The sequence below is a fragment of the Halobacillus halophilus genome, assembly GCF_020171985.1.
Taxonomy (GTDB): Bacteria; Bacillota; Bacilli; order Bacillales; family Halobacillaceae; genus Halobacillus; species Halobacillus halophilus_A.
On record NZ_JAIVAL010000007.1, the window covers coordinates 198,914 to 211,065 of the forward strand.

The window sequence follows — 12,152 nt, forward strand, 5'->3', positions numbered from 1 at the left end:
GATGGTTCTTTTCAGCTTGGCGTGGAAGAACTATTAGATGAAGAAAAAGCACTGATTGAAGGCAAAAAGGTGGGCTTAATTACAAATCCGACCGGTGTTGATCAGGAACTGAACAGCATTGTCGACATTCTTTATAATGATGAGGATGTAGACTTGACAGCTCTATACGGACCGGAACACGGAGTGCGGGGAAGTGCACAGGCGGGTGAATACGTAGATTTCTATACAGATGAGCAGACGGGACTGCCTGTGTACAGTTTGTATGGCAAAACCCGTAAACCGACCCCTGAAATGCTTGAGGATATTGATGTGTTAATGTTCGACATTCAGGATGTTGGAACACGTTTCTATACGTATATTTACACGATGGCCTATGCTATGGAAGCCGCTGAGGAGAACGACATTCCATTTATCGTCCTCGACAGTCCTAATCCAATTGGCGGCGATAAAGTTCAAGGGCCGGTATTGGATACAGATTACAAGTCGTTTGTCGGGAATTATCCTATCCCCTTACGCCACGGGATGACCGTTGGTGAGCTTGCTAAACTTTTCAATAATGAATATGACATTGGGGCAGATTTAACGGTCGTGGAAATGGACGGGTATGAGCGCAGCATGGACTACAACGACACCGATATGTCGTTTGTCGCTCCCTCCCCTAACATGCCGACCGTCGATACAGCTTATGTTTATCCAGGCGCTGCTTTAATTGAAGGAACCAATGTTTCAGAAGGACGCGGCACTACGCGGCCATTTGAATTAATTGGCGCTCCTTACATTAATAGTACAGAACTGGCAGCTGCAATGAATAAACTGGACTTACCTGGCGTCAGGTTCCGAGCAGCCTCGTTCACCCCGGCATTCTCGAAGCATGCTGGTGAATTAACCCACGGAGTTCAGCTGCATGTGCTGGACCGTGACGAGTTCAACCCTGTTGTAACAGGCGTTCACCTCGTGAAAACCATTCATGATATGTATCCGACGGACTTCCAGTTCCGCGAAGAAAACAGCTCCGGCATCTCTTTCTTCGATTACTTGATCGGTAACGGCTGGGTCCGTGAAGGAATTGAAAATGGCCAATCGGTTTCTAGCATGCAGAAGATTTGGGAGAAAGAACTAAAAGGCTTCAAAAAGATCAGAGAGCAATACCTCCTCTATAAATAAAGAATAAAGGAATAAACTTCCACCTCAGGTCATCCATAATCTGGATGACCTGAGGTGGAAGTATTTTGTAATATTCGATATACTACTAGTTAGAATGTTTACTTTCAGGAAGCGGTATCTTTCGACGCACCCTTAAGAACTCCCTTCTCCTTCCTTTTCTCCACGACTTCAACTCTATCAATCTAAATAAGTCATATGAACGGCTCCACTCTTCTCATTTATCTCCATTGAGAATCAAAATTCCAATATTCAAAAAATAATTGTTTAAATATTTAATACACAGGTAAAAGCCCATTACACTTTTTATTAATTTAAGGAGGACTATTTCTGACTAATCACACATCCTATGAAAAACTGAACAATACTGAATTAGTCGGATTGTATTTCTCACTACTTTACAATATCTTCGACGGTCAGTTATCAAATGCCATGTTCCATGAAACAAAATTAATAGAGTCCATTGCGGATCGAAGAGGTTTTTTCCTATCTTACTTCAGGAAGAAGAATTCGCCTAATAAATTAATAGTCATTATCGAATAGAAAGCGTCCCTGGCTGATTAAAATAATAAACTTTGAACACCCCCTCCACTTTGGCCCCAAACATACTACAGATTAAATGACCAAAAGTCAGGGTATTAAGGATAAAGCACCTGGATCTCATCGAAGTATTTTATAAGATAGGAGAAAATGAATGAAAAAACCAGACATCAGCAGATATTTTTCTATGACAAAAAGAGAACGGAGGAATGAGCTGAACCAGACCTTATGGCTGATGCCTATTCGTTACATCGGTGTAGCCATTGTACTATCATGTATCAGCGCATTCCTGGATCTTTACCTGGAGATTGATACATATATACCGGATTCAATCACGTTTGAAGGAACCACAGCCCGATTACTGATCACTACGTTAATTGGCGGAGTGCTGACTCTTAGTGCCTTCACAATTAACTCCTTGCTGGTCGCTCTTACCACGTTAAGCGGCCAATTTTCCTCACGTATGGTGTTAAATTTCATCAGTGAACCCCCCACGCAGCACGTTCTTGGAATATTTAACGGAAGCTTCATTTACGTATTGTTAAATATTTTGTTTTTAAGTAACAGCAGCAAGGAAACCTATTTCGTTATTCCTGTGCTATCCGTATTCATTACATTTGCCGCTGCAGTGACGTTTATTTACTTTGTTAACCATACGTCTACCTGGTTGCAGGTGCATAATATAACGTCCAATATGAAAAATACGACCAAGAATACGTTAAGAGAATCCCTCCTGAAAGAAACAGAACCCTATCGAGTCCGTGATGAACAATTCATAGATAGAATCACTAATAATAGTGAGGCCACAACGATTATGTCAAAGGACTCTGGACATATACAATCGGCTGATTTCAAAAAGATAATCGATCAGGCTAAGGCAGACGATGTTGTTATTGAATTAAGAGCTTCCATAGGTGAATTCATTCTCGATAACACCCCGCTATTTGATTACTGGCAAGGCAGTGGTCCAGTTGATGAATCCAAATATAATAAGCTTGTGCGTGTGGATGCGAAAAAGACAGAAATTCAGGATTTAGAGTTCGGGCTTGAGAAACTGGTGGAAGTCGCTGTTAAAGCCATTGGGAATAATGATCCGTTAACCGTTAATAATACGTTGTACCAAATAACGGATCTTTTAAAAGAAATAGGAAATGCCACTTCTTTTTCTCCTTTTCTCGTGGATGATGAAAACCACGTCAGACTGAAATTAAAATACGATGGCTTTGACTACTTTTTATTTAAGAGCTTTGGTTACATTCGGGAATATGCCGGTAAGAACTCCACCGTTATTATCACCATATTTGAAATGCTGAGCCTCTTAGCCCAGTCAATGGATTCCAAAGTCCACGATGAAATATGGAAATTTGCTGAGCAAACGATAAAAGGCTATCAGCAGTTTACTCTTTACGAGGTAGATTGCTATTATATCGTCAGAAATTTAGAGGAGGTCGCTCTTCACACGAACCACTCGGATGGGTATGAGGAGCTGAAAGATATATTACCAAAAAGGATATATACCTGTTGACAGGGAATGAAAAGCTAACTAAGTATGCACTGCAAAGCCCGTCCTCTACAATAAGGACGGGCCTTTTTAATTCTTGGACCAACTAATGATTTTACCCGTAGTTTTATATACTGCTGTCTGATACTCAAATAGGCATAAGCTTCCTGAAAAAATATGAAACTTTGAATTTAGTTTTTTAATTAACTAGGCACGTAATGATCATTTTTAAAAGGATAAATAGGCAGCCATGTGTTCGGTTAAGGGAATGTCAGTCAATAACTCTATAAAGAGAAACTGGCCGCTCGGATTGACTTCCAGAAATACATACTCTCCTTCAGGAGTAAGACGAAAATCAAATGCGCCATAGTGAATTCCAAGTTTTTCCATAACTTTTCGAATTGACTGACTTGTTTCTTTATCAAGCAAGTGAGGCCTAAAAGGAACAGAATGGTCAAATCGCCAGTCCAGCTGTGACGAACCCGATTGGGAATCGATTTCAGCAGCATAGAGGTCATGACCAATAGCTGTCACCCGAATATCCATGGAAGCTTCGATTCGTTCTTGAAAAATAGCTGGACACTGAGTAAGAGAATCAAGGCGGTTAAGGTCGGAAGGTAATAATTCTTTAGTGGCTGTGATTGGACGAGAGGCCCCGCCAATCCTTTTGTAAACAAGAGGGTGTCCTTTTTCAGCTAATGACCTTACGGCTGAAGGATCATTGGTCATCAGTGTATTCGGTATGCGTAAGCCAGCTTCTCTTGCAGCAGTGAGTTGAAATCCTTTACGATTAGCCATTCGATTAGCGTATGGTCGATTTACCCATTTCACTCCGGGTACGAATGCTTCAAAGCTATCGAGAAAATGTTCCCATTCACCGTGTACAAAATTCCTTGTGTCTTCATCAAGTTCACTGTTATCCTGCGGGGATTTCGGACGTCTCCACCAAATCGTTTTCACTTCAGATAATTCAACAGGGTGTCCGGAGGAAGAAATAATTTTGGCATTCGGCTGCTGTTCAATGGACATGGACATGTGACAGGATTCCGTGAGGTCTGTAAAATCAACCCACTCCACTTTTTCTCCGCGTTTTTTCAAAGCTTCGGATACGGCTGCTGCATGAAAATCTCTTTTGTCAGCAACGATTAAAATGGTTTGATTCATTCCATTAATCCCCTAATCCGTATCACAAAAGCCGTCGTTTAGCACAAGTGTTTTCGAAACCGTCTGCATGACTTGGCCGACCGGATTAAGACGGGGATCATCCGCTAAATCCTCCGGAACCCAGCCTATCCTTCTCGAAAACATTCGCTCCAGTTCAGCCACCTGACTTTCGCCAATGTACGTTTGTTCACTCACAGGCAGAGGGGCTCCTCCAAGGCTGAAGATCTTATCCATATTCTGCTTAACCTCAGAACCTCCCAGTCCACCCGGCACTTTTTTAATCGTCCAGGGACGCAGTTCATAAATGGTTGCGTTTTCTTTAATACCTACATGAACTGGTTTCCCAAACTTCGTAAAATTCATCGGTGGATTATTCCATTCTTACATAAAGGTCACGTCTGTCTTTGGAATGATCCAAGTTCCCTGCCTGTCCGCCACGTAAATGGACTCTTCATTTTCATCTGTTAAAAAACCTGCAAAATCTACGGCATCTTTTCTTCTTAATGAGGCGGCAGTCCAGTTTTTTACTTGCTTTAAATTAGCCATTATCTCTTATGCCTCCTTATTTATTAAATCTACTAATGGTTCAGCTTCGATTGGTATTATTCACCTCCTTTTATTAAATTCTAGCACATTTTGGCATATAATGTTTAAATATTCTGAATATTTAAGTTTAGAATAGACTATCCATTTCAATGTGAATAGATCCTTCCAGGCCAATTAATTCGAAAAGCATGATCGCCCATAACCTCCACTATACACCGTGCTTTTAAATTTTTTCTGTTCATAGATAAACCAGGAACATCTAATCATCTTGAGGTGGACAGTAAACTTCCACCTCACTCTTTCGATAGTACCAAAGCATTCGGTAGAATGTCGGCGTGTTCAAAAGAGAACGCGGGTTTCTATTGGTTATGAAAAGGAAATAGCACGAAAGTCACTTAAACATTCGGACCAAGTGCGGAGAATCAGTCCACTAATTTCTCTGGAAATGAGCGGAAGATATGAACCAATTGAAATATAAAAAACACGGTCTCCATTGAATTAGAAACCGTGTCTTCAACGATATTAATGAGTTAATTATTAAATACTCTATTGCCGCACTTAAGACTAACCTCTATATCTAATCGTCAATCCCTGCAGGAAATTCCGCGCATACTGATCACCGAACTGACGATAATTCTTATGCCCCTCTTTTCTAAGCAGCGCACTGACTTCCCCTTTCGTAATCTTCACATTCACTTCATCGAGAATATCGATAATATCCTCGGCCGTTAATTTCAGTGCTATTTTCACTTTTTTCAGCATGACGTTATTCACACTGGACTGATTCTTAATCGAACGATCCGGCTTATTCGACTGACCGGGTTTTGGCTCCTGGGGGCCACGTTTAAAGGTGATTAAGCCATTCAGGAAGGACTCCAGCATACTATTGGTGCATTTAATGTGATCTTCATTTTCTTCTTCCTCGTCTGCATCCTCTGATTTGGTAAGAACCTTACGCACTTCTTCAATGGTAAGATCCTCTCCGCCCAGTTTAAAGATTTCTGCCATATCCTGATCTTTAATATCAAGAGCATACCTTAATCGGATGACGATATCGTTATTATCCATATAAAAACCTCCAAATACGATCGCCTTATCACACCTTTTTATTCATTAAGGAAGCTTTAACTACAAAGGTGGAAGAGGCGCTTTACGTTTTATTGTTCTGTTTTCCGGACGATATGGTAGAGCAGCCTGTTTGTTTATACAAAATCGCACTGTGGATTATTTTGCTTAAACTTTACTATGCGCAGGACTCATCTCTCCCATACCAAAAGCACCTATCATGATAACAGAAGATAGGTGCTTTTGCTTTAGAAATACTATGAAATGATCTTTGCACGATTCCATCGTGTGCAGGTTGGATCATAATTGTTTAATCATTCCCGGCTCAAGAAGCGGAAGGCAACAAATAGAACCGTTTAGCACCAGCCTAAATCACAGTCCTTCACATAACCTTCTTCCTGTTCCGATCTATTCTTGCCACTCTTCGGAGGTAAAGAATGAATGGTAGTTCTACTTTGTATAGGGGTATTACTTTTTTTCGTAAATTTGGATAAAATCCACTTGAACATAGGAACACCTCTTTAAGCGTATTTTATCTCCCTCTTTCGAAGATGACTTCAAATGTAACATCTCTGCACCCTGTTATCCACTTAGATGCTCCAGCCCTTTTAGCTTGCTTACCATCAGGAAACCTCCAGCTTTCCCAAACTGAAATAGCATCTTTTCTATAAAACGTGTGCGCATCAAATTAAGGGTTGAGCTTTTCATTAACTGTATCATTATATTTTTTCAAAAGCTCTCCGAATCTCTTTTTGTCTTCGTCCGACCAGTCCTCCAATATACTGGAAAGCCGATCAAACCGCTTCTGTTTATTCTCTTCCAATTCATGAGATCCTACATCCGTAATTTGATAATAATAGGCTCTGCGATCATCCGGATTCGGAATCTTCTCCACGTACTTCTTATTTACAAGCACGGAGGCCTGCCGGCTTACCGTTGAGATATCCAAATGTAAATCCTGAGCCAGCGTTTTCACACCCGCGGGTCCGTAGGTCGACAACTGACGCAGAAGAATATAAGCGGAGCGGTCTAAATTGCTGTACGTCTTCTCGGTCAGGACGATCCGACGAATGAAATCCGTGACCTGGCGCTCGATTAAGTCCAAAGACTCGTCACTCATTCCTTACACCTCAAATCCAAAGATTATCTTTTGATGATACCATCAAATCTCGATATTGACACTTCTTCCAATTTAATTGTAATATACAACTATATATTTGTATTATACAACTATATGGATGGATGAAGTTTATACTTCCTCCTCCCTACAGGAAAGGAGTTTTTAATTATGGCTACACAGAGAAAACCCGTGCCCAGCGTGACGGTCGCTGAAGAGCCGGGTATTTTAAAACAGCCCAAATCCGTATGGGCTGTATTTTTTGCTTGTATCATCGCATTTATGGGTCTCGGTCTTGTGGATCCGATTTTACCGGCCATTGCCAAACAGCTTGATGCTTCTCCAAGTCAAGTGACCCTTCTATTTACCAGCTACAATGCCGTCATGGCCGTTGCCATGCTTGTAACCGGGGTGATTACCTCCAGAATCGGAATGAAAAAGACACTTTTATCCGGGATTGTCATTATAGCTTTATTTTCCGCTTTGGGCGGGTTATCTAACGGCATCTGGGAACTGGTTGCTCTGCGCGGAGGCTGGGGACTTGGGAATGCCCTGTTTGTTGCCACCGCCCTGACCGCTATTGTAACCCTGTCGAACAGCGGCAATGCTAAAGCGATCATTCTTTATGAAGCAGCGATTGGGTTAGGAATCTCGGTTGGTCCGCTGATCGGCGGCTGGCTTGGGGCGATCTCCTGGAGAGGACCTTTTCTTGGAGTCGCCACGCTGATGGTGATTGCTTTTATTGGACTGACTACTCTCATGCCTAAAGCAAGTTCCGTTCAGGTCGTGAAGAAAAAAAGCTCACTGCTTGATCCTTTTCGTGCATTAAAACACCGCTCCCTGCTCGTTCTTGGTATAACAGCAGCTCTTTATAATTTCGGCTTTTTTACGCTGCTTGCCTATTCCCCATTTGTGTTAGGACTGGACGAGCATGGCCTTGGGTTCGTATTCCTTGGATGGGGCGTGCTGCTTGCAATTACTTCCGTCTTTATGGCACCAAAACTGCAGCGGCTGTTCGGCACAGTCGGATCCATGTGTCTCATGCTGTTATTATTTGCTCTAGTTCTGCTGGCCATGGGAATCTGGACGTCCACGCAGTGGGTGGTCATTGCTGCTGTCATCGTCGCCGGCGCCTTGCTTGGAAATAATAATACTCTTATTACAACAGCGGTGATGAATGCAAGTCCGGTCGAACGTTCCACCGCTTCAGCTGCCTACAGCTTCCTGCGCTTTTTAGGAGGAGCTCTTGCTCCATTTTTAGCCGGGCAGCTGGCCGAACATTTTAATTCCAGCGTACCCTTCTACGTGGGCGGATTCTGTGTATTCATTTCGGTCATTTATGTATGGCTGAATCAGAAACATATCCGCCACGTGGACCAGGCGGAAGCTCATTAACAGGTCCACCCTATCTCCAGGTCTGGGTCCGCTTGGCATCTGCTTAAGACCCGCTAAGCTACAAACATGAAGAAAGAAGGTTACAGTATGTGTGGTATTACAGGATGGGTTTCGTGGACTCGTCATTTGGAACATCAGGAACCCATTATAGACAATATGACCAGCTCAATCACTCACCGCGGTCCGGACACAGGCAATACCTGGCTCAAGGGTCAGGCTGCATTCGGTCAGCGTCGGTTGATCGTCATTGATCCAGAGGGCGGGCTTCAGCCGATGGTCTATCAAAAGGGAGACCATTCGATCGTTCTTACGTATAATGGCGAGATTTACAACTTTAAAGAATTACGCGAAGAGCTTGAGGCGAAGGGACATACGTTCCAGAGTTCCTCTGATACCGAAGTGCTTCTTCACGCCTATTTAGAATGGGAGGAAGACTGCGTTCATCACTTAAATGGTATTTTTGCCTTTAGTGTATGGGACGAAGGTAAGGAGCAGCTGATGCTTGGACGCGATCATCTTGGCGTGAAACCTTTATATTTTGCCGAACGGAACGGAGAGATTCTTTTTGGTTCAGAATTGAAGACGTTATTCGCGCACCCTTCCGTGAAACCTGTCCTCGATGCAGATGGGCTGGCTGAAATTTTCGGACTCGGACCGATCCGCACGCCTGGCCAGGGAGTCTTTAAGGATATAGAAGAAGTGCGTGCCGGGCATTATGTGCTCTTTCAACATAACCAACGTAAAACAGAACAATACTGGACACTTGAAAGCAAGCAGCATACAGATGATCTCGATACTACAGTTTCAACGATCCGCTCGTATTTAGAAGACACGGTTAACCGCCAGCTTTTTGCGGATCGTCCCGTCGTCTCCATGCTATCCGGCGGACTTGACTCCAGCGGACTTACAGCTATTGCCTCGAAGCAGCTTGAGGCTTCAGGGGAAACGCTGAACACTTACTCTATGGACTTTGAGAACAGTGATGATAGTTTTGAAGAAGATTTCCTCCGTGTTGACCGGGATGAGCCCTGGGTTGAAAAAGTATCCCAGTATGCCGGCACCGAGCACGAATCGGTTATTCTGAATGCTCAGCAGCTGGTGGATCACCTGCTCGTGCCGATGAGGGCAAGAGACCTTCCCGGCGTCGGAGAGATTGAAAGCTCTCTTTACCTGTTGTTCACGGAAATGAAAAAGAACGCGACCGTTGCTTTGTCCGGTGAATCCGCAGATGAAGTATTTTCCGGCTATCCCTGGTTTCATAAACAGGAATTCCTGGATGCCGAAACCTTTCCGTGGCTTCTGAATATGACGGGCATTTCAGCCATTCTATCCGATTCCATGAAGGAGAAGCTGAATCTTCCTGCTTATCAGAAAGCACGCTACGAAGAAGCACGCAAAGAAGTCCCGGTTCTCGAAGGAGAAAATGAACTGCAAGCGAAACAACGGCGTATGTCCTACATGTTCATCACCCGCTTCCTGCCGTTTATGCTCGACCGGAAAGACCGTGCCAGTATGATGACAGGTTTTGAAGTAAGGGTTCCCTTCTGCGACTATCGACTGGTAGAATATTTATGGAATGTGCCGATCGATATGAAAAATGTAGACGGAATTGAAAAAGGAATTCTGCGCCGGGCCTTATCGGATTATCTGCCAGAAGACGTGCTGTACCGGAAGAAGAGTGCCTATCCAAGCACGAAAGATAAGGAATATTTCGAAGCGGTTAAAAATTGGATGATTTCCATATTAAATGATCCCTCCTCTCCGCTTCTAGCCTATATTAATACAGAACGGGTGTACAAGATTGCTCTGGGAGAAGTGGATGACGTTCATCCATCTCAGGCAAAGTCGTTATTTGATTACCTGATTCAGATCAATGAATGGATGAAAGAATACAACATTCAAGTAGAGATATAATAAGCCCCGCTCTCGGGAGGTGCCGGCCTCTTCGAGAGCGGGGTTTTTACCTTTCAGGAAAAGCTGTCTATTCCCCCTGCTACAACTGAATCAAGCTCCAATTTTTTAAAAAACATCGTGTCCTTGATTTAAGTCAAGGAAAGTCTTCCTCAAACCAAATACAATAGGTATGAAATCAAATTCGAGGAGGATTTTATGTGAAAACAAGAATAACGAATCAGAACATGCAGCAGAAGGCAGCTTTCTTATCAGGTGCAGCCTTACTCGTCATGACTTTGGCTGCATTTTTTGCGCAGGGGTATGTTCACAGTTCATTGGTCATAGATGGAGATGCGCTCACTACATTAAAAAACATCCAGGCTTCTCAATCCATGTTTCGTCTTGAGGTCCTTGGATGGCTCATTATTGTGATGATGGATTTAATCGTTGCCTGGGGATTTTATATGTTTCTGAAACCTTTCCATTCAGGATTCGCACTACTAGCCGGCTGGCTCCGGTTACTTTACACAGCCGTTCTGGCCATTGCGGTTTCCCATCTGGTTATAGCAAGTCATATGGTTCAAGAACCAGTGTCCGGTACTCCATCAGATAACTTAGCACAGCAAGCTATGGCGTCCATCACAGCATTTGAAGCCATCTGGTCATTTGGGCTAATTATTTTCGGGCTTCATCTAATCGCTGTCGGCCTGATTGCACTGGATACCAGTAAAATTCCAAAATTCATTAGTATTCTAGTCATTCTAGCTGGCTTCAGCTACTTCCTTGTTCATTTCATGTATGGTTTCCTACCGCAAATGGAACGTTTTACAGGGACACTGGAGTTCATTCTTATGGCACCTATGTTCATTGGAGAATTGGGCTTTGGTATATGGTTATTGTGGAGAGGAACAAAGTTAACGATAGATGAATCCTATTCACTCCACAATCCTGAGGTGATTCGCTTCTGAGCGTTTCTTAATACGGCTTAGCGATTCCGGCTTGATCCCTAAGTAGCTGGCTAATTGGTACTGGGGAACCCGGTCCACTAAACCTGGTCTTTTTTCCAGTAGAGCACGATACCGTTCTTCTGGGGTCGAAGAGATAAAAGCGGAGAATTCATCCCTCATAGCACCCATGTCCTCTTCCATCATTTTGCGAGTCATGGTCTCTAATACGGGATGCGTGTCGTAACTTTCCTGTTCGGTAGATAAATCCCCTACCACAAGCGTACAGTCTTCCAAACAGCTAAGAGAGTATGGAGAAGATTTATCCGTTTTATGCTGATTAAAAATCGTCACACTCTGTTCTTCTGTAAAGAAGTTGTACGTATTCTCATTTCCATGTTCATCAACGGCATACTGCCGCACACATCCTTGTAAAACAAAATAGCATTTGTCCGGGATTTCACCTTGATGTAAAAGGATCGTTCCTTTCTTAAAAGCAGCGACCGGAACATCTACGGTCAGTTTTTTTAATTCAGACTCGTTGAGATCGGAAAAACGTTTCATATACTGGATAAGGACATCTTTCATGCTCATCAGCTCCCTTATCAGGATTGGTATTGATCCTTCTAGTATAGCAGGATGGAAGGCGATAAGGTATCGGGGATGATTAAATAATAAGCTCAGTTAAACTTCCGTGATAATATTATGGTAAAGCTCCCGTTTGTTGAAGACTCAGTTTCGAGATAAACGGGTCCGTTACTTTATGTGGAAAAGGGCTGGTGGGGAAATAACTCGCTTTCCTATGGGGGAACGGTGAGCTTCCTCG

Annotated in this window: 10 protein-coding genes and 1 pseudogene; 5 read left to right on the top strand and 6 right to left on the bottom strand. The window is 43.1% G+C overall.

Annotation, left to right across the window (positions count from 1 at the left end):
• Nucleotides 1-9 precede the first annotated feature (9 nt).
• Both LCM11_RS13335 and LCM11_RS13340 read left to right on the top strand, forming a co-directional pair.
• Nucleotides 10-1,164: pseudogene (locus LCM11_RS13335) on the top strand (exo-beta-N-acetylmuramidase NamZ domain-containing protein); the annotation flags it as partial.
• A 691-nt stretch (nt 1,165-1,855) separates the two neighbouring features.
• Nucleotides 1,856-3,226: a DUF2254 domain-containing protein gene (locus LCM11_RS13340; protein WP_224894780.1), complete on the top strand. Its 1,371-nt coding sequence runs from the start codon at nt 1,856-1,858 to the stop codon at nt 3,224-3,226.
• 204 nt (nt 3,227-3,430) lie between these two features.
• On the opposite strand, the gene LCM11_RS13345 is transcribed toward LCM11_RS13340, so the two are convergent.
• The 5 genes from LCM11_RS13345 to LCM11_RS13365 form a co-directional block, all read right to left on the bottom strand.
• A complete protein-coding gene (locus LCM11_RS13345) occupies nt 3,431-4,366 on the bottom strand; it encodes an MvdC/MvdD family ATP grasp protein (RefSeq protein WP_224894781.1) in 936 nt (311 codons plus the stop codon).
• A 12-nt stretch (nt 4,367-4,378) separates the two neighbouring features.
• Nucleotides 4,379-4,729, bottom strand: a complete 351-nt coding sequence (locus tag LCM11_RS13350) for a hypothetical protein (protein WP_224894782.1) — start codon at nt 4,727-4,729, stop codon at nt 4,379-4,381.
• An 18-nt stretch (nt 4,730-4,747) separates the two neighbouring features.
• Entirely contained in the window at nt 4,748-4,912 is a 165-nt protein-coding gene (locus LCM11_RS13355; RefSeq protein ID WP_224894783.1) for a hypothetical protein, read from the bottom strand.
• Between the two features lie 564 nt (nt 4,913-5,476).
• On the bottom strand, nt 5,477-5,980 hold the full coding sequence (locus LCM11_RS13360; RefSeq protein ID WP_224894784.1) for a DUF1456 family protein: 504 nt from the start codon (nt 5,978-5,980) through the stop codon (nt 5,477-5,479).
• Nucleotides 5,981-6,665: 685 nt separating this feature from the next.
• Complete coding sequence (locus LCM11_RS13365; protein WP_224894785.1) at nt 6,666-7,097, bottom strand: MarR family winged helix-turn-helix transcriptional regulator; 432 nt, start codon at nt 7,095-7,097, stop codon at nt 6,666-6,668.
• 168 nt (nt 7,098-7,265) lie between these two features.
• On the opposite strand from LCM11_RS13365, the gene LCM11_RS13370 reads away from it, so the two are divergent.
• The 3 genes from LCM11_RS13370 (at nt 7,266) to LCM11_RS13380 (ending at nt 11,350) form a co-directional block, all read left to right on the top strand.
• The gene (locus LCM11_RS13370; protein WP_224894786.1) at nt 7,266-8,489 is read left to right on the top strand and encodes an MFS transporter; all 1,224 of its coding nucleotides are present in this window, start codon (nt 7,266-7,268) and stop codon (nt 8,487-8,489) included.
• Between the two features lie 87 nt (nt 8,490-8,576).
• A complete protein-coding gene (gene asnB, locus LCM11_RS13375; protein WP_224894787.1) occupies nt 8,577-10,403 on the top strand; it encodes an asparagine synthase (glutamine-hydrolyzing) in 1,827 nt (608 codons plus the stop codon).
• A gap of 197 nt (nt 10,404-10,600) precedes the next feature.
• Nucleotides 10,601-11,350, top strand: a complete 750-nt coding sequence (locus LCM11_RS13380; RefSeq protein ID WP_224894788.1) for a DUF4386 domain-containing protein — start codon at nt 10,601-10,603, stop codon at nt 11,348-11,350.
• Here the strand turns inward: LCM11_RS13380 and LCM11_RS13385 are convergent.
• Nucleotides 11,318-11,914 carry a Crp/Fnr family transcriptional regulator gene (locus LCM11_RS13385; RefSeq protein WP_224894789.1) on the bottom strand — a complete coding sequence of 199 codons (597 nt, stop codon included), beginning with the start codon at nt 11,912-11,914 and terminating at the stop codon, nt 11,318-11,320. The two genes, LCM11_RS13380 and LCM11_RS13385, sit on opposite strands and share 33 nt — an antisense overlap.
• Nucleotides 11,915-12,152 lie beyond the last annotated feature (238 nt).

What these genes read in the sequence shown, in the direction of transcription:
- LCM11_RS13360 (WP_224894784.1), bottom strand. Translation starts at nt 5,980, where the DNA reads ATGGATAATAACGATATCGTCATCCGATTAAGGTATGCTCTTGATATT.
- LCM11_RS13370 (WP_224894786.1), top strand. Translation starts at nt 7,266, where the DNA reads ATGGCTACACAGAGAAAACCCGTGCCCAGCGTGACGGTCGCTGAAGAG.
- LCM11_RS13365 (WP_224894785.1), bottom strand. Translation starts at nt 7,097, where the DNA reads ATGAGTGACGAGTCTTTGGACTTAATCGAGCGCCAGGTCACGGATTTC.
- LCM11_RS13345 (WP_224894781.1), bottom strand. Translation starts at nt 4,366, where the DNA reads ATGAATCAAACCATTTTAATCGTTGCTGACAAAAGAGATTTTCATGCA.
- LCM11_RS13385 (WP_224894789.1), bottom strand. Translation starts at nt 11,914, where the DNA reads ATGAAAGATGTCCTTATCCAGTATATGAAACGTTTTTCCGATCTCAAC.
- LCM11_RS13355 (WP_224894783.1), bottom strand. Translation starts at nt 4,912, where the DNA reads ATGGCTAATTTAAAGCAAGTAAAAAACTGGACTGCCGCCTCATTAAGA.
- LCM11_RS13350 (WP_224894782.1), bottom strand. Translation starts at nt 4,729, where the DNA reads ATGAATTTTACGAAGTTTGGGAAACCAGTTCATGTAGGTATTAAAGAA.
- asnB (WP_224894787.1), top strand. Translation starts at nt 8,577, where the DNA reads ATGTGTGGTATTACAGGATGGGTTTCGTGGACTCGTCATTTGGAACAT.
- LCM11_RS13340 (WP_224894780.1), top strand. Translation starts at nt 1,856, where the DNA reads ATGAAAAAACCAGACATCAGCAGATATTTTTCTATGACAAAAAGAGAA.